At 64.8% G+C, this 23,088-nt stretch carries 22 protein-coding genes; 7 read left to right on the top strand and 15 right to left on the bottom strand.

The window, feature by feature from the left end:
• Positions 1–28: 28 nt before the first annotated feature.
• Complete coding sequence (locus M2333_RS00150; RefSeq protein WP_181560487.1) at positions 29–625, top strand: GNAT family N-acetyltransferase; 597 nt, start codon at positions 29–31, stop codon at positions 623–625.
• A 15-nt stretch (positions 626–640) separates the two neighbouring features.
• Here M2333_RS00150 and M2333_RS00155 read toward each other — a convergent pair whose 3' ends face one another.
• From M2333_RS00155 to M2333_RS00180, 6 genes are all read right to left on the bottom strand, one after another.
• A complete protein-coding gene (locus M2333_RS00155; RefSeq protein ID WP_181560486.1) occupies positions 641–1,456 on the bottom strand; it encodes a MipA/OmpV family protein in 816 nt (271 codons plus the stop codon).
• Between the two features lie 127 nt (positions 1,457–1,583).
• Positions 1,584–2,774, bottom strand: a complete 1,191-nt coding sequence (locus M2333_RS00160; protein ID WP_181560485.1) for an MFS transporter — start codon at positions 2,772–2,774, stop codon at positions 1,584–1,586.
• A complete protein-coding gene (locus tag M2333_RS00165; protein WP_264610456.1) occupies positions 2,771–4,060 on the bottom strand; it encodes a spinster family MFS transporter in 1,290 nt (429 codons plus the stop codon). Before M2333_RS00165 ends, M2333_RS00160 begins: the two co-directional genes overlap by 4 nt.
• A gap of 82 nt (positions 4,061–4,142) precedes the next feature.
• Positions 4,143–5,198, bottom strand: a complete 1,056-nt coding sequence (locus M2333_RS00170) for an amidohydrolase family protein (protein ID WP_264610457.1) — start codon at positions 5,196–5,198, stop codon at positions 4,143–4,145.
• The gene (locus M2333_RS00175; RefSeq protein WP_264610458.1) at positions 5,195–6,505 is read right to left on the bottom strand and encodes a fumarylacetoacetate hydrolase family protein; all 1,311 of its coding nucleotides are present in this window, start codon (positions 6,503–6,505) and stop codon (positions 5,195–5,197) included. The genes M2333_RS00170 and M2333_RS00175 overlap by 4 nt, the downstream gene beginning before the upstream one ends.
• Positions 6,477–7,466, bottom strand: coding sequence for an MBL fold metallo-hydrolase (locus M2333_RS00180; RefSeq protein ID WP_264610459.1), 990 nt, complete (start codon positions 7,464–7,466; stop codon positions 6,477–6,479). The genes M2333_RS00175 and M2333_RS00180 overlap by 29 nt, the downstream gene beginning before the upstream one ends.
• A 97-nt stretch (positions 7,467–7,563) precedes the next feature.
• Between M2333_RS00180 and M2333_RS00185 the strand changes: the two genes are divergently transcribed.
• Positions 7,564–8,199, top strand: coding sequence for a TetR/AcrR family transcriptional regulator (locus M2333_RS00185; RefSeq protein WP_264587753.1), 636 nt, complete (start codon positions 7,564–7,566; stop codon positions 8,197–8,199).
• On the opposite strand, the gene M2333_RS00190 is transcribed toward M2333_RS00185, so the two are convergent.
• From M2333_RS00190 to M2333_RS00215, 6 genes are all read right to left on the bottom strand, one after another.
• Positions 8,196–9,149, bottom strand: a complete 954-nt coding sequence (locus M2333_RS00190) for a fumarylacetoacetate hydrolase family protein (protein WP_264571164.1) — start codon at positions 9,147–9,149, stop codon at positions 8,196–8,198. The two genes, M2333_RS00185 and M2333_RS00190, sit on opposite strands and share 4 nt — an antisense overlap.
• The gene (locus tag M2333_RS00195; RefSeq protein ID WP_264571163.1) at positions 9,149–10,264 is read right to left on the bottom strand and encodes an FAD-dependent oxidoreductase; all 1,116 of its coding nucleotides are present in this window, start codon (positions 10,262–10,264) and stop codon (positions 9,149–9,151) included. The genes M2333_RS00190 and M2333_RS00195 overlap by 1 nt, the downstream gene beginning before the upstream one ends.
• Before the next feature lie 16 nt (positions 10,265–10,280).
• Complete coding sequence (locus tag M2333_RS00200) at positions 10,281–11,186, bottom strand: VOC family protein (protein WP_264571162.1); 906 nt, start codon at positions 11,184–11,186, stop codon at positions 10,281–10,283.
• Positions 11,187–11,216: 30 nt separating this feature from the next.
• A complete protein-coding gene (locus tag M2333_RS00205; RefSeq protein ID WP_264610460.1) occupies positions 11,217–13,661 on the bottom strand; it encodes a TonB-dependent receptor in 2,445 nt (814 codons plus the stop codon).
• Positions 13,662–13,876: 215 nt separating this feature from the next.
• Positions 13,877–14,209: an entericidin EcnAB gene (locus tag M2333_RS00210; protein ID WP_181560475.1), complete on the bottom strand. Its 333-nt coding sequence runs from the start codon at positions 14,207–14,209 to the stop codon at positions 13,877–13,879.
• A gap of 78 nt (positions 14,210–14,287) precedes the next feature.
• Positions 14,288–14,476, bottom strand: a complete 189-nt coding sequence (locus M2333_RS00215) for a Thivi_2564 family membrane protein (RefSeq protein WP_181560474.1) — start codon at positions 14,474–14,476, stop codon at positions 14,288–14,290.
• A 286-nt stretch (positions 14,477–14,762) separates the two neighbouring features.
• On the opposite strand from M2333_RS00215, the gene ileS reads away from it, so the two are divergent.
• The 4 genes from ileS (at position 14,763) to M2333_RS00235 (ending at position 19,349) form a co-directional block, all read left to right on the top strand.
• Positions 14,763–17,843, top strand: coding sequence for an isoleucine--tRNA ligase (gene ileS, locus M2333_RS00220; protein ID WP_264610461.1), 3,081 nt, complete (start codon positions 14,763–14,765; stop codon positions 17,841–17,843).
• Positions 17,840–18,358 carry a signal peptidase II gene (lspA, locus tag M2333_RS00225; protein ID WP_264571159.1) on the top strand — a complete coding sequence of 173 codons (519 nt, stop codon included), beginning with the start codon at positions 17,840–17,842 and terminating at the stop codon, positions 18,356–18,358. The genes ileS and lspA overlap by 4 nt, the downstream gene beginning before the upstream one ends.
• A gap of 1 nt (position 18,359) precedes the next feature.
• The gene (locus tag M2333_RS00230; RefSeq protein ID WP_181560472.1) at positions 18,360–18,776 is read left to right on the top strand and encodes a DUF3035 domain-containing protein; all 417 of its coding nucleotides are present in this window, start codon (positions 18,360–18,362) and stop codon (positions 18,774–18,776) included.
• 99 nt (positions 18,777–18,875) lie between these two features.
• Positions 18,876–19,349: a pyridoxamine 5'-phosphate oxidase family protein gene (locus M2333_RS00235; protein WP_181560471.1), complete on the top strand. Its 474-nt coding sequence runs from the start codon at positions 18,876–18,878 to the stop codon at positions 19,347–19,349.
• Between the two features lie 9 nt (positions 19,350–19,358).
• Here M2333_RS00235 and M2333_RS00240 read toward each other — a convergent pair whose 3' ends face one another.
• The 3 genes from M2333_RS00240 to M2333_RS00250 all read right to left on the bottom strand — a co-directional run bounded on the left by M2333_RS00240 (position 19,359) and on the right by M2333_RS00250 (position 22,696).
• Positions 19,359–20,165, bottom strand: coding sequence for a DUF72 domain-containing protein (locus M2333_RS00240; RefSeq protein ID WP_264610462.1), 807 nt, complete (start codon positions 20,163–20,165; stop codon positions 19,359–19,361).
• Positions 20,162–22,090: a 1-deoxy-D-xylulose-5-phosphate synthase gene (gene dxs, locus M2333_RS00245; protein WP_264610463.1), complete on the bottom strand. Its 1,929-nt coding sequence runs from the start codon at positions 22,088–22,090 to the stop codon at positions 20,162–20,164. The genes M2333_RS00240 and dxs overlap by 4 nt, the downstream gene beginning before the upstream one ends.
• A gap of 132 nt (positions 22,091–22,222) precedes the next feature.
• Positions 22,223–22,696, bottom strand: coding sequence for a Fur family transcriptional regulator (locus tag M2333_RS00250; protein WP_264610464.1), 474 nt, complete (start codon positions 22,694–22,696; stop codon positions 22,223–22,225).
• Here M2333_RS00250 and M2333_RS00255 point away from each other — a divergent pair.
• On the top strand, positions 22,679–22,939 hold the full coding sequence (locus M2333_RS00255) for a hypothetical protein (protein ID WP_264610465.1): 261 nt from the start codon (positions 22,679–22,681) through the stop codon (positions 22,937–22,939). The genes M2333_RS00250 and M2333_RS00255 overlap by 18 nt on opposite strands.
• Positions 22,940–23,088: the final 149 nt, after the last annotated feature.

The following is a 23,088-nucleotide window of genomic DNA, read 5'->3' on the forward strand; positions in this document are numbered from 1 at the left end:
GACTTGCGCTGACAAGGAGAGGCCACGGATGACCCAACAGAACAGCACTGCCCCGACCATCGACCGCGCACCGACTATCGAAACGCCCAGGCTGATCCTGCGAGCGTTCCGTGCGGCCGATGCCGAGCCCTTGTGCGCGGCCATGGCGGAAGATGACTTCGCGCGGTTCATCACCAAGGAAGGGCGCGGCCTCACCTATGGCGAAAGCTGGCAACGCTTCTGCAGTCTCGCCGGCCATTGGGTGGCGCGCGGTTATGGCAATTTCGCGGTGGAAGAGAAAGCGAGCGGGGCGTTCCTCGGTCATGTCGGGCCGATGAACCCGCCGGGCTGGCCGGCGTTCGAGATCGGCTGGTGCATCTTTCCGTCCGCGCAGGGCAAGGGCTATGCAGCGGAGGCGGCAGCCGCCGCCTTCCGCTGGTCGCACGAGGCCCTTGGCCAGAGTGAGACGCTGCACATGATCGCCGATGACAATGTGCCGAGCCAGAAGGTCGCCCAGGCCCTGGGCGCCGAGCCGGGCGAGATCTGGACACCCTTCTGGCCCGAGGCCAAGCCGGTGCGCCAATGGTGCACGCGCTGGGAGGCTTTTACCCACTCGCCTGCCTACGCGCGGCTGGAGGGGCGATAGGGCGCCCCGCGCGGCTTAGCGTTTGCCCCACCAGAAGGTGTAGCCCAGCGCCAATCCGCCGGAAAACTGGTCGCGCGCGCCATAGGCCCGCACGACCGGCGAATCGGCGGCATCGCCGACAAGCCGGTCGTAACGGGCATAGCCGTGGAGGCTCCAGCGCGCATCGAGCTGGCGGATCAGGCCGGCAGCGGCACCGACGGACTGAACGCCGCCATTCGCCTCGAACACCGGCAAGCCCGAGGCCGTGGCTTGCGCGGGCGACACGCCGAACCATGTGCGCTGGTGCTTGCCGCTGCCGAGCGTCACGCGCGGGCCGACCGACGCCAGCCAACGGTCGCCGTCGCGCACGATCCAGTCGGCGCTGACCGATCCGACGAGCGCCTCATGGCCGGTCACGCCCTGGCGCAGATCGGCGCGCAGGCGGAAGGACGGGGTAGGAAAGACCTGCACGAACCCGCCAAGTTCCAGCGAGCGGTTGACCTTGACGAAGCCGGGGACCTCGTCCGCCTTTCGCTTGCCTTCAACGGCCATGGATGGGCCGACCTCAAAACGGCCCACACTCACGACCGTAATGCCGAAGCTCTCGTCCGGTGCCTCGAACTCGAAAGGTTCATTCCCGCGCGCAATGTCGCCTTCCAGAAAGGGCCGGACGGACAGGCTGTCGGAACCGGGGAAGCTGGGCTGGATTTCCGGCCCGATGGCGATGCGCACGCGGCGCGGTTCCTTCTCCTTTGCGGAGGCGGTCGACGCGAAGGCGCCGAGCGTGAGGCCGAGGGTCAGCGCCAGTGCGACAGGACGGGCGAAGGGAGCAGATGGCGGGCAGAAAGGCATCGGGCGCAGGCCTCCGGTGTTGGGGTGACGGTCAGTCTGGCCCGGCCATGCGCCGGATGAAAGCCGTTTCGACCTCGGGTGAATGGTCGCGGCGGTCGTTTGGTTGCGGCCTGCCTCGTGACAGCCTCTAGCGGCTCGTCTGCGGGTTGGGCAAGCGCAGGAACAGCAGGATGGAAACGCCAAGGCCGGCAGCGGCCACCCAGAGCGGGGCATTATATCCGCCAGTGGCGTCGGCCAGCGCGCCGACCCAGAGTGGGCCAAGCCCCGCCAGCAGCATGAAGCTGGCATATTGCACGGCGTACAGCGCACCATAATGGGTGATGCCAAAGTAGCGGGCGGTCAGATAGCCGATGAGGTCGGCTTCCGCGCCCATGGCCGTGCCAAGCGCGATGGCGCCGACCCATGCGAGGGTTGCGCCGCCGGTCGCCAGCGCGATGCACCCCAGCGCGCACAAGGCGCAGCAGGCCGCCGCAATGCGTGGCGCCGGCACCCGATCCGCCAGCCAGCCGACAACGATCCGGCTGACGATGACGGAGCCGCCGATGAGTCCCGCCAGCGATCCGGCGGTGCGGGCATCCAGGCCGGATTCCCGCAGCATCGGCACGAAATGGGGCAGCAAGCCGGCAAAGGAGAGCGCCATCATGCCGAAGGATGCCAGCACCATCAGGTAGAGGGGCGAGCGCATCTGGGCGCGGGCCATGCCGCCCGCGCAATCGGGCGTCCGGGGGCTGCGGAGGTTGCGCAGGCTGAGCGCCGGGATGACGCCTATCGCGGCAATGGCGGCGAGCGCCAGATAGCCGGCCTGCCAACCCCGTTCTGCCACAATGATGGCCAGAACAGGCGGCACGACGGCGGCGGAAATGCCGATGCCCACCTGCGTAAGGCCGAGCGCCAGTCCGCGGGCCCGATCGAAGACGGCATTGACCGCGCGCGTGTAGGCAACGGGTGACGAACAGGCGGCCAGCAGGCCTATACCTGCCATCACGCTCATATAGCCCGCGACCGAATGGACGACGGTCCCGAGGAGCGCAAATCCGCCGCTCAGCGCCAGTGAGCCGGCGACAGCAGGCCAGCGCGGGCCGACGCGGTCGATCAGCCAGCCGGCGATGGGCAGAGCGATCGCCAGCGCCACCGTCGCCAGGAAGAAGGCGGCGCCCAGCGTCGTGCGGCTGAGGTCGATCGCGCTCTCGAGATCTTTCGCGAAGATGCCCGCCGAGTAGGTCAGCAATCCGGCAATCCCCAGTCCCGAGCCGCAAGCGGCGGCGAGGACCACCGGCCAGCCCTGGCGGAACTCGGACGGGGATGCCGGCGTGCTCACGCGGTGGCTGTCTCGGCCATGGTGGTCGCGCGAGCGCGGCGATAGGCGAGCCAGAGGAAGACGCAGCCCAGCAGTGGCGCGACCGTCACGGCAGACATGGCATAGCGCAGCGATTCGGTGCCGAACTTGGGCGTCAGCGCATCACTGGCTGCGCCGACCACGAGCGGCGCCAGCGCCGAGCCGATGATGCCCGACGAAGCGAGCAACAACATCGATGCAACCGCGCGGGTCTGCGGCGTGGCCAGCCCCATGGCTGCGGAGAAGCAGGGGGTGATGCCGCTGGAGAGCAGGAAGTTCATGATCGCCGCTGCGCCCAGCGTCAGGGCCAGCGACGGCGCGAAGCAGAAGGCTATGAAGAAGGGGATGGACAGGGGCAGTGCAATCAGGGGCACCATGAGGCTGTCGATCTCCCGCCCGTGCTTCTTGGTGAAGTAGCTGGCCATAAAACCGGATGCAATGGCGCCGGCGATGCCGCCAAGGCCGACCGAGGGCGCGATCAGTGCGCCCACCTCGGCAAGGCTCACGCCATGGCTGCGCAGCAGGAACGCCGGCGCCCACACCGGCAGCACGCCCGCGCCCATCGCCGAGATCCCCATGCCGACCGCGAGCATGCGGAAGCCCGGCACATCGAGCAGGAAGCGGATGGATTGGGGCAGGTTGCGCATGCCCATATCCGCCGCATCCGGCTCGTCATGCATGCCACGCTGTGGCTCCTTCATGGTCAGCGCGAGCAGCAGCACGAAGGCGAGGCCCGCGCCGCCGCAGATGAAGAACATCGTCCGCCAGCCGAATATCGCGGCCAATATCCCCGCCGCGATCGACCCGCCGACGATGCCGACGAAGGCGCTCGACTGATAGATGCCCAGCGCGCGCGGCCGCCGATCCTTGGGATACAGGTCCGCAATGACGGAGATGGCGACCGGAAAGGCCGTCGCCTCGCCGACACCGACCAGAACCCGGGTGAGCGCCAGCGACACAAAGCCTTCCGCAAGGCCCGTCAGCGCCGTGGCGCCGGACCAGATGGCGACGCCGAGCAGCAGGATTTTCTTGCGATTGCCATGATCGACCCAGCGGGCGATGAAGATGCCGACGATCAGGTTGAACAGCACGAAGGCCGTGCCGGAGACAAGGCTCATGGCCGTGTCGCTCAGCTGAAGGTCGGCCTTCACCGGATCGACGACGATGCCGAGCAGCGCCCGGTCGGCATAATTGAACACATTGCTCACGAAGAGCAGGAACAGAGTATAGCCGGGCACCCAGGCCCCGCCGTGCTGCGTCTTCGTCACCGTCTTCTCTCCTGATCGGCCCTGCCTCTTATGGGAGGTCTGCTTGGTGCGGCGGCCTTGGTGGTGGTCGTGTATGGCTGGGTCAGCTCTTGTCGGCAGTCTCCAGTCCAAGCAGTTCAGCGGCGTTGAGGCCGAGGATTTTGCGCTGCTCTTCGTCGCTCAGGCGGGCGTGGAAGCCCACCGGATCGGGCTCGGACATGTCGAAGGGATAGTCGCTCCCCAGGCACAGCTTGTCGGCGCCATGGGTGCGCACGAGGCTGTCGAGCTGGTCCTGATCGAACACCAGCGTATCCAGCCACAGCTTGCGCAGATAGCTGGAGGGCTCGTGCTGGCAATGCTCGCTGCAATCGCCACGCGCGCGCCAGCCATGGTCCATCCGGCCCCAATAGCCGGGCATATAGCCGCCGCCATGCGCCACGCAGATGCGCAGCCCCGGATAGCGATCCAGCACCCCACCGAAGATCAGATGACCCACGGCCAGCGTCGATTCCAGCGGATTGCCGATGAGGTTGTTGAAATAATATTCGCTCATCCGGTTGGCATGGGTGAAGCCCAGCGGGTGGATGAAGAGCAGGATGCCCAGTTCTTCGGCGGCCGCGAAGAACGGCCGAAACTCCTCGGCATGAAAGTCGCGGCCGTTGACGTTGGAGCTGATCTCGATGCCGCGCAGATCGAGTTCGCGCACGCAGCGGCGCATTTCTTCGACGGCAAGGCCGACATCCTGCAACGGCACGGTGCCCATGCCGACCAGCCGGTCGGGGTGCTGGGCGACGGCAGCGGCCATGCCGTCATTGACGGTGCGTGCGGTCTCCCGTGCGACATCGGCATCGGCATAGTAAAAATACTGGCCGGGGCTGGGGCTGATCGCCTGCACGTCGATGCCGAGCCGATCCATGTCGGCCAGCCGCTGGTCGAGCGTGTTGAGCGTGCGGCCCATCGTGGCGAACTGGGCGCGGTTGACCTCACTCGTCTTGGCACTGGTGAAATCGTTGATGCCGGGCGGCGGGCCGGGGTGGCGCGCCTGCACGATGGCGTCGGCAGCGGGAATGCCGAGGTGGCAATGGATGTCCACCACCAGATGCTTGCCGCGCGCGGCGACCTTGATCGGCTGGCGGTCGCCACAGGTGGTGATGGTCATGCGCTTGCTCCTGCCGGATGGATGGTGCCGCTGCACGGACCGAAGCCGATCGGCACATAGCCCTCCGCCACCGCGCGGCCATTGAGGGTGAGGGTGTCGCCATCTTCCAGCCAGCGGCGCGTCGTGCCGTCGGGCAGGTCGATGGTCTCGCCATCGCGCAGCACGATCTCGGCAAGGCAGCCGCGCGCTTCCTGCGCGGCGCCGGAAACAGTGCCGGTCGCGATCAGGTCGCCCGCTTCCAGCGGTGCGCCGTTGGAGGCCTGATGCGCGACCATCTGCGCCAGCGTCCAATAGAGTTCGGCGAGATTGCTGCGCACGATGCGCGCGCTCGATCCCGCCGCATTGGCGAAGTCGGCGGTGAGTTCGATGTTGATGCCGCCCGCCGCGCGATCCTGCGCGTCGAGCAGATGGGCGGCGACCGCCGGCTCGTCGCCCGGCCGACCGCGCGCGGCGACGCGGAAGGGCGCGAGCGCTTCCATGGTCACGATCCACGGGCTGATCGTGGTGAGGAAGCTCTTGCCCAGATGCGGCCCCAGAATGGATTCGAAGAACTGGATGCCGCGCGCCGACCAGTCGTTGACGAGACAGCAGCCGAACATGAGGTCTTCCGCCTGCGCCACGCTGATGCGCTGCCCGAGCGGATTGCCGCCGCGCAGCCACACGCCGAATTCCAGCTCGAAATCGAGCATCGGTTCCGGCGCGAACTGGACGTTGCCGCTGCCGAGTGGGGCTTCAAACTGGCCCTGCGGCCGGACGACCGGCGTGCCGTCTTCCCGCACGGAACTGGCGCGGCCGTTATAGGCAACCGGCAGCGAGAGCGCGGCCAGCGGCGGCGCCTTCTGTGCCATCCGCGCGATATGATCGTAGGATGTGCAGAAATCCGTGAACGCCGTGGGCTTGAGCGGCATCAGCAGCTCAGCTTCGGCCTGCGGGACCAGCATGGCTTCGAGCTGCTGCCGGTCGCCTGGTCCATCTACCCGGAACAGGTCGGAGAGGCGGGCGCGCAGGGCGCTGACTGATGCCGGGCTGGCGGCCAACAGGGGCGCGAGCGATGGGCCGCCCATGGCCGCCGCAGCCTCTGCCACGTCGCCATCCAGCAGGGCGGCGGCGTGGAGCTGGGGTACATCGATGATGTACGCACCCAGCGCCACACCGCCGCGCGCCACCCCCCGGTGACGGAACAGGCCAAAGGGCAAATTCTGGATCGGGAAATCGCTGTCAGCTGCGTTTGCGCTTTCGACCCAGCTCTTGCGCTGCGGGTCGTGCGTCGCGTTGATCTCAATGGGCATGGTCGCACCCTTCTGCATGGCTTTGCATTTCGTGACGATAGCGGCCCATCGCGCCGAACAAATCGCGCTGCTGCTCCGGCGTGAACTGCGCGCCCCACTGCTTGTAGAGCGAGAAGACGTTGGCGACGATCCGCTCGGGGTCGCTCCAGCCGCGGAACTCCTGCATGTTGATGTCGCGCGCGGCGTCCTCATAGGACAGGCCAGCCTCGAACCGCTCGCGCGATTCATCGCGGACATATTCGAAATAAGCCTGCATGTTGCGGACGGCCGTCGTGTCCGTGATCGGGCCGTGGCCGGGCACCACCACCTGCGGATCGAGGTCGACGATATATTGGCAGGCGGCGATCCAGTTCTCGACCGGACCGGCCCACATGATCGGGTGCCCCTCGTTGAACAGCAGGTCGCCGGTGAACACCACGCGATCCTCCGGCACCCACACGATCGTGTCGGAATCCGTGTGTGCCGGGCCGAGGTCGATCAGCGAGACCGCCTTGGAGCCGACATTGAGATCGAGCCGCCCGTCGAACGTGCGGTTGGGCAGCGTCAGCTCATCCACGCCGGAGAAATCGAACTTGCGACCCATCGTTTCATAAAGAAACGCGCCGGTATCGCCCATCTCGGTGTAGACGTTCTTCAGGTTGGCGAGCATCTTCGGGTTGAAGCCGGCCATTTCCTTCTTGGCTTCGTTGGTGCCGATGATCTCCGCATCCGCCACCAAGCCATTGCCGAAGAAATGATCGGGGTTGGCATGGGTGTTGACCAGCCGGTCGATCTTCGCGGCTTCCGGCACCTTCGCCTTGAACCGGTCCAGCATCTCGCGCGTCAGCGGCACGCTCATCAGCGTATCGACCAGCAATGTCTCGCCGTCGCTGGCGATCAGGCCCGCATTGGACCAGCCCCATGTGCCGTCCGGCTGAACATAGCCATAGAGGCCATTGCCGATGTCATGAATGCCTTGGGTGAAAGGCCAGTTGGCCATCCGTCTCTCCTGTCGATATCCGTCAAAGCTTAGCGATTGCGCGCGGTCCAGCAATTCCTATTTGCAGGAATATATTTTTCGCGCCAAGCGTAGCATCATGGGTGAAGCGAAAAAACCGCGCAAACGGGGGCAGGGCCGGCCGGCCGAAAATGGGGTTGGGCGCGAGGTCGTACTGCAAACGGCGGAACGGCTTGTGAAGGAGCATCCGCCCGAGCGCATCTCGATTGCCATGATCGCGCGGGAAGCGGGCGTGGACCCGGCGCTGGTGCGCTATTACTTCAAGGACCGCAGCAACCTGCTGCTGGCGGTTGCGACTTCGATGATGGATCGGGTGCCCTATAGCGCCCGCGATCCGCGCCCGGCGCATGAAGTGGTGGAAGATAATATTCGCCGCACGGCGCGGTTCACCCGCTCCAACCGCCATATCCACCGGCTGATGGTCGACGAGCTGGCGGACGCGAAATCGTCCGACGTGGGCGAGCGCCTCGGCGAGATGAACCGCGAGGCTGTCGCCTGGCTGGGCGAAGTGCTCGCGCGGGACTCCAGTTCGATCAGGGACGTCGATCCTGCCCTGCTTCACGTCGCGGTCCTCGGACTGTTCGACTTCTTTGCGACTGCCGAGCCCGTGGTCAGGCAGCTCTTCCCGGCAGATATCGCTGCCGAGGAGCTGATCAGCCGATATGAGGAATTCGTCGTCGACCTGCTGATGAACGGCCTGCGGCCCCGCACCTAGCTGGCGCCTTCCGCCACGCAGCGGTTGCGCTGGGTGCCGAGGCCAGTGATCATGCCTTCCATCTCGTCGTCCGGCTGCAGAAACACGCCAAAGGCGGAGCCATTGCCATAAGGCGAGCCGGTGCAGATCACGTCGCCCGGCATCAACTCCACGCGATCGGAGAGATAGGCGATCTGCCGCTCGATGCTGACCATCATGTCGCGTGTCGACTCGTTCTGATAGACCTTGCCGTTGACCGACAGGGTGATCGTCAGATCATAGGGATCGGCGACATACTGCCGGGGCACGATCATCGGGCCGAAGGGCAGGAAGGTCGGGAAGCATTTGCCCGAGAGCCAGTCCGCGCCCAGCCCGCCGGCATCGCGGCGAAAAATCTGCTCGCGCGCGGTGACGTCGTTCACCACCACGAAGCCGGCGACATGGTCCATCGCCTGCGCGGCGGAGACGTGGCGGGCCGGCTTGCCGATCACCACGCCCAGTTCCAGTTCCCAGTCCGGCTTGATCACGTTGCGCGGCAGCACCACGGCGTCGCGCGGACCGACCACGCAGGAGGGCAGCTTGATGAAGCAATAGGGTTCCGCCTGCGCGCGGGCGTCCATCATCTCCTCGACTTTGCGGCGGCGCTCGTCGTCGCTCATCGCCTCGGCATGGGCCGTGCGCATCGAGGGGTCGCCCATGACAAGGCCGACGACATGCTTCTTGTAGTTGGCGCCGGTGCAGAACACCTGCCCGGGGCGATAGGGCGCCCGCACATCGGCCTCGGCAAAGCTCTGCGCACCGGCAAAGGCCGCCTCGTCAGCGGCCCAGCGCTCGATCTGCGGCAGGATCTCGTCCCACGCCGCCAGAAGGCCGGGCAGGTCGCGCTGCTCGCCCCAATGGGCCAGCGGGACGAAGCGATCGTCGCGGACGAGCACGGCAGCCGTGCCCACTGTCGCCAAACCAACCGTCATCAATAGGGCTCCTTGAGTTTCTGCATCGTTCCGCCGAGCATCTTGTTGGCATCCACCTGATTGCCGCCGGCCATCTCGATCTCGCCGATCCGCACCGAGTTTTCTACCACCATCCGCGCGCGCTCGAACCGGCGCAGGCCAAAGGCGGTCAGTGCGGCTTCGACATCGTCGGTCTTCGCCAGCTCATCGGCGAGTACGAGGCCATCCTCGGCAGCGAGGCCGGCGCCCGAGGCCATATGCGGCGTGGTGGCATGGGCGGCATCGCCGATCACCACCACGCGCCCCTTGTGCCAGGGCAGGGGCAGGAGCTGCCATTCGAGCGGGCGGTAATTGACCAGCGAGTCTTCGCCGAGGCTTTCCCGGATTTTGACGATGTCGCCGCCATAGGGCGCGAGCAGCTCGGCGACGCGTGGCAGCATGTCCTCATCGGCATACCAGGGATTGTCCGGCACATGCTCGAGGATGAATGCGTAGAGCTTGTCTTGTGAGATCGGATTGAGGCCGAGCTTGACCGGGCCGCCGATGTACATTTCGGCGCCGTTGAGACCCTCGGGGCGGTCGGCGACGATACGCCAGCAGCCCTGTCCGGTGAACTGCGGAGCCGGGGCATCGGGGAACAGGGTCTTGCGCGTCTTGGACTGGATGCCATCGGCCGCGACGACCAGATCGACGGTGCGCTCCGTGCCATCGGACAGGGCGACGGTCACCCCGTCCCCGCTTTCCCTGAACCCGCGCGGCTCGACGCCCAGCGTCACGGTGACATCGGCCTTGCGAACATGCTTCTGCAAGATGGCATGAAGCACCGGGCGCATGATGCCGCCGCTCGAATCGATGGGAGCGAGCCCGGCATGGCGCGGCGTTTCCATCACCACCGCGCCGTCGGGCGTGCGCAGGCGAAAGCCGGTGCCGACAAAGCCCTGCTCGCGGATTTCATCCAGAATGCCGAGGTCATCGAACGCCCGCAAGGACAGCCCGGTAACGCTGATGCCAGCGCCATAAGCGCGCCATTGCGGGTCGATATCGATCAATTCCACGGCGACGCCGCGTTTGGCGAGAGACAGGCTCGCGCTCATGCCACCGACGCCGCCGCCGACGACCAATGCTGTACGGATCATGCTGTAAGCGCCTTTCTTAGGCCGGAACCTGCCACAGGCCCTTGTCGGGCTGCATTTCGGCATGGGGCACATTGCCGGTGATGATGCGACCGGTGCCCCATTGATCGATGGTGTTTGGCCCTGGCTCATAATGCGTGACCTGCCAGCTGTCCTCGTTCACTTCCTCAAGGTCGGAAGTGTACTCGACGGCATTGCCGTTGGGCGTGACGAAGTAGCTGAAGGTGTTGTTGCCCGCAGTGTGCCGCCCCGGCCCCCAGCTCAGCTTGATACCGCTCTCATGCATCCGTGCGAGGCCGCGCATCAGCTCGTCCACCGAACTCACGTCGAACGCGATGTGGTTGAGTGCCGGCGGTCCGGGGAGGATCGCGAGGCGGTGGTGCGCCGAGTTGCAGCGCAGGAAGACCATGAACTTGCCGATCCAGTCGGACAGGCGGAAGCCCAGCGCCTTCTGGTAGAAGTCTGCGAGCGCGACATGGTCGGGCGAGTGGAACACCACATGGCTGATACCGATGGGGATGGCCTCGCCCTTGTCGAGCTTGCGGAACTCACGCGGGGTGCTGTCGCAGATCACTTCCATCGCCCGCCCGTCCGGATCGAAGAAGCGGAAGGCGAAGCCCCCGGCCGGGCCGCTGGCCGGAGCGGGCTCGCTGATGATCTTTGCGCCGGATGCCTTCACCTGTTCGAAGATCGCCAGCACGTCCTCCTTGGAGGCGGCGGAGAAGCCGACGAGATCAGTCTTCTTCTCCGCGTCTTCCCGCAGCACGATCACATAGGGGTGGGGCATGCCTTCGGCGGCGAAGTAGACGCGGCCGTCCTGCTCCGCGACCTCAATCAGCCCCCAGGTCTTGCCGTAGAACTCGCGTTCCTTGGCAAGGTCCGGCACGGCCATGGCGACATAATGAAGATCGGTAACGCTAACCATGCATAACTCCCTGGATGAGCCTGACCTTGCTCAGAACTTGCCGCCGACACGCAGACCGTAGGTCCGGGGCTGTTCTGCGCTGGCCGTGACCAGCGAGGCCGATGTGATGTTGCCCGTAATGAGGCGCTGATTGTTCTCGATATTGTTGATGTACGCCGTGACGAAGACCCGGTCATCCTCCGTTGCGAGCGTTAGCGACGCATAGCTCACGAACGCCGCTTCCGACCGGAGATAGGGCAGATAGTCCGCCGTAGAATAGCTCGATCCACGATAGCGCGTCCCGCCCTGCAGCACAGCCTTGTATGTGCCGAGCGGAATGGTCTGCTGCGCGTCGAGATTGAACGACCATTTAGGCGAGTTGAACGCCTGGTTGCCGGAGCAATCGATGCGGAACACGTTGATTGTGCCGCCCGGCGTCACCTGCTGCTGGGGCGTCGAGGCGCAGGTGGTGTTGGCCGGTAGGCCCTGGTTCGGCGCGAAGTAGACGAAGCTGTCATATTTCGTGTCGAGATACTGCACATTCGCCGAGAGCAGGGTGTTCGGCGTGGCCATGAATTCCACGTCGAGATCCAGCCCCTTGATCGTGCTGTTGCCGATGTTGCGCGTCAGGAACACGGTCGAGGGCGGCGTGCCGAGATCATAGCCGAACTGGCTGAACTGCTGGTCCTTGTACTTCCACAAGAAGCCCTCGAGGTTCACCTGCAGGCGGTTGTCGAGGAACCGATTCTTGGTGCCGATGGTGTAGGCGTCGATCGTTTCCGGCCGATAGGTTTCAAGGCCGCGTGCGAAGTTGAAGCCGCCGGCATGATAGCCCGTCTCGAAGCTGGCATAGACCATGTTGCGCGGCGAGAAATCATATTGCGCGGCCAGGCGATAGGTGAACTTGTTGTTCGTCAGGCCGGAATTGATCGGGATTTGCGAGCGCAGGACAAAAGGTGCGGTCTGAGAACCGCCGGCGATCGGCGGCAGCGCAAAGAGCGGGACCGGCGTGATCGGGATACCGCGCTGGCCATAGAAGGCCTGCAAATCGGCTTCCGTCTCTGCCAACGGGATGAACGGCAGGGTGGGGCAGATATCCTGCGGCGGCGCGGGATTGCCGCAGAACAGGATGTAGACATTCGAGGTGCCGTCGAACCGCTTCTTGTCTGAGGTATAACGGGCGCCGGCCGTCAGGCTCAGCTGTTCGACTGGGCGCACGGTTAGCTTGCCGAAGCCTGCCCAGCTTTCCGTTTTCGTCCGGAAGTTCTGATAGGGCGAGAGGCTCTGCTGGTTATAGCGGGCGACTGCTGCGATTTCCTCGTCGAAGTACATCGCGCCGATAAGATAATCTATCGAGGGGCCGAAGTCCCCCGTCCAGCGGGCTTCGACGCTGGTCTGCTTGTCCTTTTCCTTGGTGTAACCCTGGCGGAACACGCCGTTGAAGGCATATTCGAGGTCCGCCTCACGATAGGCGGGCTGGACCGTCAGCGTGCCGGCGGGCGTGGTGTAGTTCAGCTCGGCGGTGATGCCCCAATAATCATTGTCGTTGAACGGCACGCCATCCACGACCGCGCCGGCTCGGCCGACCTGCGTGAAGAAGCGCGGGGCCAGATAGGCGTTTGAGGCTGGATCGAGCAGGCCCTGTTGGGTCGAGAAGTTGCTGGGCACGAACTGGTAGCCCGAGGGGCCGTTCGGGCCGAAGGTCGGGTTGACCGCGCCCAGATAATAGCCGCTGCTGCTCGCGCCGCCCTGATGGGCATAATCGGCAGCGACACGAAACGAGAGGTCCGGCGTCGGCTCGGCATAGATCTGCAGGCGGCCGCCATGTTCGCGCTGGTTGCCCGTGCCGTCGGTCTGGAAGGCATCGCGGTGCGAGAACGTGCCGGCGGCACGCAGCGCGACAGTTTCGCCGAGCGGCACGTTCAGGGCTGCCTGGCCCGTGAACCAGTTATAATTGCCATAACCCAGGGTCGCGCTGCCGGATGTCTCGCCCAGCTTGGGCCGATTGGGGATGACATTGATGGCGCCCGCCGTGGCGTTGCGCCCATAGAGCGTGCCCTGCGGTCCCTTGAGCACTTCGACGCGCTGCAGGTCGTAGAACACGCCTGACGTCGAGGTGGGACGACCGATGTAGACCCCGTCATAGTTGAACGAGATCGCCGGGTCCGAATAGGCATTGACGGTGGAGTTGCCCACGCCGCGCACGAAGAACACCGTCGTCGGCCCGCCACCGCCGGATGCGGACAGGGACGGGGAGATGCGCGAGAGGTCTTCTGCGCGCACAACATTCTGGCGGGTCAGTTCCTCGGGCCGAATCACGTCGACGGCGAGGGGGGTGCGCTGGCTGTTCTCTTCCACGCGCTGGGCCGTGACGATGATGTCGACCAGGCCACCATCACTGGTCGTATCCGCCGGCGAAACCGCGGCGCCCTGCGCAGCGACAGCGGTGGGGATGAAGGCGGCGCACGCGACGGTGCACAACAACAAAGCTCTCATGTTCACTCTCCCAAGACGGCTCTCAGCGACCGTTAATTCCTGATGTAAGGAATTATGGATCGCGTGACAAGCGATCTTCTAAGAGCGCGTCGATCATCTTGATAAAGCATGAGAATGTGGGCTGTGCTGCCCAGACGCAAAAAGGGCGGCCCGTAAACCGAGCCGCCCTTCCTTGATATACGCGGAGTAGCGCCGGGAGGCGCTACCCCTCAGATTTAGTCGCGAATTGCGCGTCCGGTGTTTTCCAGCGCGGCGCCGGTGCGGTCGGCAGCGGCGTCCGCGCCACGGCTGATGTCGTCGCCCACGCGATCCGCCGCGGCGCCGGCTTCACGCGCGCCCTGCTGGATGTCGTCGCCGATGCGGTCGGCGGCGGCGCCGGCCTCGCGGCTTGCCTCGCGGGATTCCTGCGCGGCATGGTCACCGGCATGCTCGACATCGTTGCCGACGGCGTCGGCCGCTTCGCTGGTTTCCTGCTGCGCTTTCTCACTGCAGGCTGCGATGGGCAGCGAGATGAGGGCCAGGCTGGCGAGAGTGGCGGGAAGTTTCATGGACAACCTCGTTCGATTATTGCGCGGCCGACTTGCGCGCCGCTGAAATGGGGATTTGATAGGGCTGATCGACGTCAGCTAGTTGACGTGGACGCCGCCAAGCGAGCCGAGCACGCCAAAGGCCTGCAGCAGCCAGAGCACCACCGCGATCACCACGACGATGTTGAGGATACTTTTGATCTTGCCGTCCATAGGAATGTACGTGTTGATGAGCCACAGCAACACGCCGACGACGATCAAGATGATGATGATGTTGAGAAGCGACATGCAACCCTCCCGGTCTTTTTAAACGGCTGGACGACAGCGATCTCCCAGGCTGTGTCCCGCGCGCGCATCCCAGATGCTGCTCAAAGGAACGTCCGGCCCGGCGTGTAGTTCCACGGCGGGCGGCGCGATGTGCCCTTGCCGGCGCCGGTGGAGCCGCCCGTCGCTTGCGCCAGCGCGCGCCCTCGCGTAGGGGCGGGCGCTGATTTCCTGTTCGTCTGCGCAGGGCAGCCAGGGGCGGACGCCGCGCCTCGCCCGATGCGGACGCCATAGCGATTGCCGGAAGCCCATGACTGACCAGCCAAGCCAGAAGAGCGAAGACTTCAAGAGCACCGTCTTCCTGCCGCAGACCGACTTTCCGATGAAGGCCGGTCTCGCCCAGAAGGAGCCGGGCATCCTCGCGCGCTGGCAGGCGCAGGATCTCTACGGCAAGCTGCGCGCGGAGCGGAAGGGCCGCACCCGCTTCATCCTCCATGATGGCCCGCCTTATGCGAATGGGGACATTCACATGGGCCATGCGATGAACAAGGTGTTGAAGGATATCATCGTGCGCAGCCAGAGCCTGCTCGGCAAGGATGCGCCCTATGTGCCCGGCTGGGATTGCCACGGTCTCCCCATCGAGTGGAAGATCGAGGAGGAATATCGCAAGAAGAAGCTGAACAAGGACGAGGTTCCCCCGCAGGAATTCCGCGCCCAGTGCCGCGCTTATGCGGACAAGTGGGTGGGCGTGCAGAAGGAGCAGTTCAAGCGCCTCGGCATCATGGGCGATTGGGAAGACCCCTATCTCACTATGAAGTTCGAGGCCGAGGCAGCGATTGTCGGCGAGCTTTTGAAGTTCGCCGAGAGCGGCCAGCTCTATCGCGGCGCCAAGCCGGTGATGTGGTCCCCGGTCGAAAAGACCGCGCTGGCCGAGGCCGAGGTGGAATATGAGGATGTCACCTCGACGCAGATCGATCTGGCGTTCGAGATTGTCGCGGCGCCGAATGCGCCGGAAATCCAGAAGCTGATTGACGCTGGCGAAAAGGTCAGTGCCGTGATCTGGACGACGACCCCGTGGACGATCCCTGTGAACCAAGGGATCGCTTATGGGGAGGATATTGAATATGTTGCTCATCGCGGGCGGCAGCAGGAATTCATCGATAAGTCGATTCCTTCAACCGACAATAATTTAAAGACGGTCTGGGAAGGCGTGGTGCTAGTGGCGGCGCGCCTCTTCGATGAGTTCCGAGGACGCACGGGCTTTGTTCCCGACTACCTTTTCAAGCCGCTTTGGACTGGCACCGGCAAAGACCTAGCCGGCGCCATCGCGCGCCACCCGATGGCCAATCTCCTTCGTCATCCCCGCGAAAGCGGGGATCCCGCTTCTTCTTCAACCGGCGCCGAAGGCAGCTGGACCCCGGATCAAGTCCGGGGTGACGGGGGTGCTGGAAGTGGCAAGGTCGGTTTCTTCGACCGTCCCCGCCCGTTCATCGCGGCCGATCATGTTACCACCGATGCCGGCACCGGCCTCGTCCACATGGCGCCGGATCATGGCGAGGAAGATTTCATCGCCTGCAAGGCGGTCGGCATCGATCCCGTGTTCGCCGTCACCGACGACGGCCGCTACCGTGACGACTGGGCGTGGCTCGGTGGGCAGGGCAGTGTCATCAATACGAAGTTCAACGGTCCCGATGGGCCGATCCTCACCGATCTGCGTGAGGCCGGGGCGCTGCTGTCCGCCGGCGATTTCCAGCACAGCTATCCGCATAGCTGGCGCTCCAAGGCGCGGATCATCTATCGCTGCACGCCGCAATGGTTCATTCCGATGGACAAGGCGAGCACCGCGTCCGACGTCGAGATCGCGCCGCTCGCTGGCATCGGTGCGGGCATCGCGCTGGGCGTCAACGCCGCTGCGCCGCTCAGCAACGGCCCGACGCTGCGCGAAGTGGCGCTCGATGCCATCGAGGCGACGCGCTGGGTGCCGGCCCGCTCACGCAACCGCATCCACGCCATGGTCAGCGACCGCCCGGACTGGGTGATCTCGCGCCAGCGCGCCTGGGGCGTGCCCATTGCGCTCTATGTGAACCGCCAGACCGGCCAGTATCTCAACGATCCCGCCGTCAATGCCCGCATTGTCGAGGCGTTCAAGCAGGGCGGGGCGGATGCATGGTTCGGCGCGGATCATCAGGCGCTGCTCGGCCCGGACTATGCGCTGGCGGACTATGAGGTCGTCAACGACATTCTCGACGTGTGGTTCGACAGCGGCTCGACTCACGCCTTCGTGGTCGAGGCGCGCTATGGCGAGGGTGCCCGCGCCGACCTGTATCTCGAAGGATCGGACCAGCATCGCGGCTGGTTCCAGTCCTCGCTGCTGGAAAGCTGCGGTACGCGCGGTCATGCGCCTTATGGCGCGGTGCTCACCCACGGCTTCGCGCTGGACGGGCAGGGCCGCAAGATGTCCAAGAGCCTGGGCAACACGGTCGATCCGCTCAAGGTGATGGACGAGAGCGGCGCCGACATCTTGCGCATGTGGGCGGCCTCCACCGACTATTTCGATGATGTGCGCATCGGCAAGGAAGTGCTGGCCGGCGCCTCGGATGCCTATCGCAAGCTGCGCAACACCTTCCGCTATCTGCTGGGCGCTCTCGCCGGCTTCGAGGCGGCGGATCGGGTGGCGACCTCTGCCATGCCGGAGCTGGAGCGCTATATGCTCCATCGCCTCGCCGAGCTGGACGTGGAGCTGCGCGCGGTGGTCGACAAGGGCGAGGAGCGGGACATCTGGCTGGAGTTCGGCCGCTATACCCGCGCGCTCAACGACTTCGCCAACAATGACCTGTCGGCCTTCTTCTTCGATATCCGCAAGGATTGCCTCTATTGCGATGTGAACCCGGCGACGGGCGCGGAGACGGACAAGCGCCGCGCTTATCGCACCGTGCTGGACCATCTCTTCCACGCGCTGGTGCGCTATGCCGCGCCGATCATCCCCTTCACGGCCGAGGAAGTCTGGCAGGCTCGCTATCCAAGCGAGGATGGCTCCGTGCATCTGCTCGAATGGCCCGAGGTGGATCGGCTCTGGCGCGATCCCTCGCTCGGCGTGCGCTGGGCGGCAATCCGTTCATCGCGCGATCAGGTGAACGAAGCCATTGAGCCTCTGCGGCGCGAGAAGGTCGTTCGCTCCAGCCTCGCGGCGGATGTGCGGATGGCCGATGTGCCCGAGGACGTGGATTTTGCGGAGATGTGCATCGTGGCCAGCGTGACGCAGGATGCCGATCTGGCCGCCCCGGCGATCACCGCGACGGACAAACACAAATGCGGCCGCTGCTGGCGCCATCTGCCCGAGGTGGACGCGGATGGCGACCTGTGCGGGCGTTGCGCGGAGGTGCTGGCATGAGCGCGGCGCTTGCCGGGGCTTGGCGCAAGGCGGCGGTGGCGCTTGCGCTCGGCGTGACTGCGCTTGACCAGCTCGTCAAATATTTTGTCACGCAGGTGCTGGAACTGCACGAGCGCGGCCTTGTCGGCATCGAGCTGATTCCGTTCTTCAAGCTGACCTATGCCGAGAATCGCGGCATTTCGATGGGCTTCTTCCACGCCGAGACGGATGTGATGCGCTGGGCGCTGGTCGCCATGACCATGGCCGTCTCCGCCTTCGTGCTCTGGTGGATCTGGCGTGAGAAGGAGCGCGATGACGCGCTGGCGCTCGGCCTCGTGCTGGGCGGCGCCATCGGCAACATCATCGACCGGGTGCGCCTGGGCTACGTCATCGACTATGCCGATTTCCACATTGGCGAGTGGCGGCCGTTCCTCATTTTCAACCTTGCCGATGCCGCAATCAGTATCGGCGTCGTCATCCTGCTTGCACGCGCGCTGCTGCTGCGCGAAAAGACCGCAGCGAAGGAGTCCCGTTAACATGCGTCTGTCTTATCGTCTTCCGGTTGTGCTCGCCGGCCTGACCCTGCTGTCCGCCTGCGGAGGCACGAGCCTGTTCAACCGTGACCGGCCGGACGAAATGGCTGTCTCCCGCCAGCCTCCGCTGGTCATTCCGCCGGACTTCTCGCTCTCGCCCCCGGCGCCCGGCACGGCGGCCAGCCAGCAGAATCTCAACCAGCAGGCGCTGGAAGCGATGTTCGGCGGTACCGCTGCGCGCAGCGGCGCGGAGACCTCCGCGCTGCGCGAAGCCGGCCGCTCGCTGGCCGAGGTCGGCATCCGTTCGGTCGTTGGCGACCCGAAGACGGAAGTGCTCGAAAAGGGCCGTGTCACGCAGGACATCATTGCCGCGCCCGAGGGTGACGGCCAGTTCGCGCGCGTGGTTGCGTCCGCGCAATAAGGCGCAGCTTATCAGCATGAGTGACGGCGCCGCCCCGAAGGGCAGCGCTGCAACCTTTCCGCTCAGCGGCTCGTTGAGCGGGGGAAAGGAGAGTCACTCATGTCTCACGATATCAAGGATGATTTCTGGAAGGCGCTGGCCGCCAGCCCGGTGCTGATGGTCCGCCGCAACGGCAGCGACGAGCATGCGCTGCCTATGCATGCCTGCCTCGATAAGGATCTCGGCCCGGCTTATGGCGGTGCCGTCTGGTTCTTTACCGAGCGTGACAATCGCCTTGCGTCCGGCGGGCCGGCCATGGCGCAGTTCATGTCCAAGGGGCATGATGTGTTCGCCTGCGTTTCAGGTGAGCTTGTCGAGGAAACCGACGAGGGACTGATCGATCGCTTCTGGAGCAATCCGGTCGAAGCGTGGTTCGACGGCCGCGATGACCCCAAGCTGCTGGTGCTGCGCATGGACCTTGGCGACATCGAAATCTGGACGGCCGATCTTGGCATCAAGGGCCGCCTCAAGCTGCTGACCGGCAGCCGCATCGATCCGCAAGAAGCCGGCGATCACGCGCAGATGCCGGTCTGATCCGTCGGATCAATCCCGCGCGGTCAGGCGCTCGGCGAGCGCCATGGCCGCTGCGGGATTGCGCTCTTTTGCACCGGAAATGAAGTAGGCGAAAACATCGCGGGGCTGCGCGGGCGCTTTGTCCGGCGTGACATAGTTCAGCGCTTCTGGCGCCTGTCCGGCCGCCCATGATTGGGCGATCGCAGCCCATTTATCGAGATCGGCGGCTGCGTAGCCGGTCTCGACCTGTTCATCACTCTTCATCAGGCGGGCATAGACAAAATCGGCGGTCCGATCGGCGATCTGCGGGTGCTCGTCATGATCGGCGATCACGATGGCGACGCCATGCTGCCGGGCGATGGCGACAAATTCGGGACAGGCAAAGCTTTGATGACGCACCTCGACGGCGTGGCGGGTGCGAACGCCATCGATCTTATTCGGCAGCATGGTGAAAAAGGCGGCCATGTCGTCTGCATCGAACTGACGGGTCGGGCGGAACTGCCAGAGGATCGGCCCGAGCTTGTCGCCCAATTCGGACAGGCCTGAATTCAGGAATTTGCCGATCGATTCGCCGGCCTCGGCGAGCTTCTTCTTCGCCACGCAATATTGCAGCGCCTTGACCGCATAGACGAACCCGTCCGGCGCCGCGTCGCGCCATTTGGCGAAGGTCGCCGGGGATTGGGTGCGGTAGAAGGTGCCGTTGATCTCGATCGTCGCGAGATGATTGACGGCGTAGTCCAGTTCCTTCGCCTTGGGCAGATCGGCCGGGTAGAAGGTGCCGCGCCACGGCTCATAGGTCCAGCCGCCGATCCCGGTGCGGATGGTGCCGGCGGTCACGCCCGCGCTCCGGTCTCCTCGATGCCGGTGCTGTTGTGGCGCAGCGCCGTCAGCACGGTCTCGACGATATGCGGCGCATTCAGCCTGGCGTCGTCATACTGCTTTTCCGGCTTGTCCTGATCCTGGAACACGTCCGGCAGGCGCAGGGTGCGCAACTTGAGGCCGGCGTCGATGAGGCCATCGTCGCTCGCGAGCGTAAGCACATGCGCGCCGAAGCCGCCGATGCTGCCTTCCTCGACCGTCACCGCCACATCATGGGTGGTGAGCAGCTTGCGGATCAGCGCTTCATCCAAGGGCTTGGCGAAGCGCAAGTCGGCCACGGTGGTGGAGAGGCCGCGTGCGTCCAGCGCATCGGCGGCCTTGAGCGCTTCCTCGAGCCGCGTGCCGAGCGACAGGATGGCGACGCGCTTGCCTTCGCGCACGATGCGGCCCTTGCCGATCTCCAGCCGCTCCGGCTTGGCGGGGAGGGGCACGCCGACGCCATTGCCGCGCGGGTAACGCAGCGCGATGGGGCTGCTGTCATGACAGGCGGCGGTGTGGACCATGTGGACCAGCTCGGCCTCGTCGGCAGCGGCCATTACCACCATGTTGGGCAGGGTGGCGAGATAGGTGATGTCGAAGCTGCCGGCATGAGTGCTGCCATCCGCACCGACCAGCCCGGCGCGGTCGATGGCGAAGCGCACCGGCAGGTTCTGGATCGCGACATCGTGCACCACCTGATCGTAGGCACGCTGCAGGAAGGTCGAGTAGATCGCCGCGAACGGGCGCATCCCCTGCGCGGCGAGGCCGGCGGCAAAGGTCACGGCATGCTGCTCGGCAATGCCGACGTCGAAGCAGCGGTTCGGGAAGGTCTTCTGGAACTTGTCGAGCCCGGTGCCCGAGGGCATGGCAGCGGTGATCGCGATGATTTTTTCGTCGCGCTCGGCCTCGGCCATCAGTGCCTGAGCAAAGACATTGGTGTAGCTCGGCGGGCCGGCGGGGGCTTTGGCCTGCTCACCGGTGACGACATTGAACTTCTGGACGCCGTGATATTTGTCCGCGGCCGCCTCGGCAGGGCCGTAGCCCTTGCCCTTTTGCGTGACGACATGGACGAGCACCGGCCCATCGGCCATGTCGCGCACATTCTCCAGCACGGGGATCAGCTGGTCGAGATTGTGCCCATCGATGGGGCCGACATAATAGAAGCCCAGCTCCTCGAAGAGCGTGCCGCCCATGGCCATGCCCCGGGCGAACTCGTCCGTCTTGCGGGCGGCCTGATGGAGCGGGCGGGGCAGCTTGCGCGCCAGCTTGCGCAGCGCTTCGCGCACTGAGAGGAACTCGCGGCTGGAGACGATCCGCGCCAGATAGGCCGAGAGACCGCCCACCGGCGGCGCGATGGACATGTCATTATCGTTGAGGATGACGACGAGCCGGTTGCCGGCCTCGCGCGCATTGTTCATCGCCTCATAGGCCATGCCGGCAGACATGGCGCCATCCCCGATGACCGCGATGCCCTTGCCGGGCTGGCCGCTCAGCTTGTTGGCGATGGCAAAGCCAAGCGCAGCGCTGATCGACGTGGAGCTATGCGCGGCGCCGAAGGGATCATATTCGCTCTCGGCGCGCTTGGTGAAGCCGGACAGGCCACCGCCCTGGCGCAGCGTCCGAATACGGTCGCGCCGGTCGGTCAGGATCTTGTGCGGATAGCATTGATGCCCGACATCCCAGACCAACTTGTCGTCGGGCGTGTTGAACACATAATGGATGGCGGTCGTCAGCTCGACGACACCAAGGCCGGAGCCCAGATGGCCGCCGGTCGTGCCGACAGCGGAAATCGTTTCTGCGCGCAACTCATCGGCCAACTGCCGCAGTTGTTCGGGGGCGAGCTTGCGAAGATCGGCGGGGGTGCGCACCTGATCGAGCAGGGGCGTCTCGGGCTGGTCCATCATCGGCTCTTATCTAGTGCGTTAACCGGCCATTGTCGAACGGTCATCCAACCTGTGATGATACGCTCATCGCATATTGCGGCAACTGGTCTAAGGGGCAGGGCGCTATGTCGCAGTGCCTATGAGCGCCTCAGGTCAGGCGCATTTGGCGCAGGTGCCCAGCACTTCGATAACGGGACGTTCGGTTGCGAACCCGTCTTCTCCGGCAATGCGGCGGACTTCGCTGGTCAGCCTGTCATTGTCGATATGCGTGGCCTCGCCGCAGGCCTTGCAGACCAGGAAGATGCAGTCGTGCAGGCAGCCGGGATGGGCGTTGGCGATATAGGCATTGGCGCTTTCCACCCGCTGGGCGAGGTTGGTCGCCACGAACAGGTCGAGAATGCGATAGATGCTGTTGGGCGCGACGCGCTTGCCACGCTTTTGCGAGACCTTGTCTGCGATGTCATAGGCAGACGCCGGCTTTTCCTCGGCCGCGAGCACATCGAAAATGTCGCTGCGCATATCCGTCCACTGCTCGCCCTTGGCTTCGAGCGTGGCGCGGGCCGCAGCGGAGAGCTTGATGCCCGTCGGCTCGGCATGGGTATGAATGTGATGGTCAGCGGTGGCCATGCTCACAATCTAAGCTCTGCTGGCCGACGCCACAAGCCTTGGCGAACGCGTGCGGCGCGCGACGGAGGCTACGCGGGATCGCAGCCCGGAATTTGCATGAAATCCGGCAGCATTGTCGAAAGCGTTTTTGTGAAAATTGACTTCATCCACTTATTGGCCAGCGGCATCTCCTTGTTTATCGGCGATTTTTGGACTGAAAAGATCTGCAAAGCTCTGTTTTTAAAGCACAAATATAAATTCTGAAAATTGTGCCTAATTGGCAACACTCCGTTCGATTGCGTTATCGATGATATTATCCGCTTGAGTTTGTCCCGGATCGTCGCCTAGCCTATTAGTTAGCTTACTACGAGAGTGTGCCGACAAGGCTGTGTCAGCGACCTGACGATCCAGAA

The sequence above is a fragment of the Sphingobium sp. B11D3B genome, from assembly GCF_025961735.1.
Classification (GTDB): Bacteria; Pseudomonadota; Alphaproteobacteria; order Sphingomonadales; family Sphingomonadaceae; genus Sphingobium.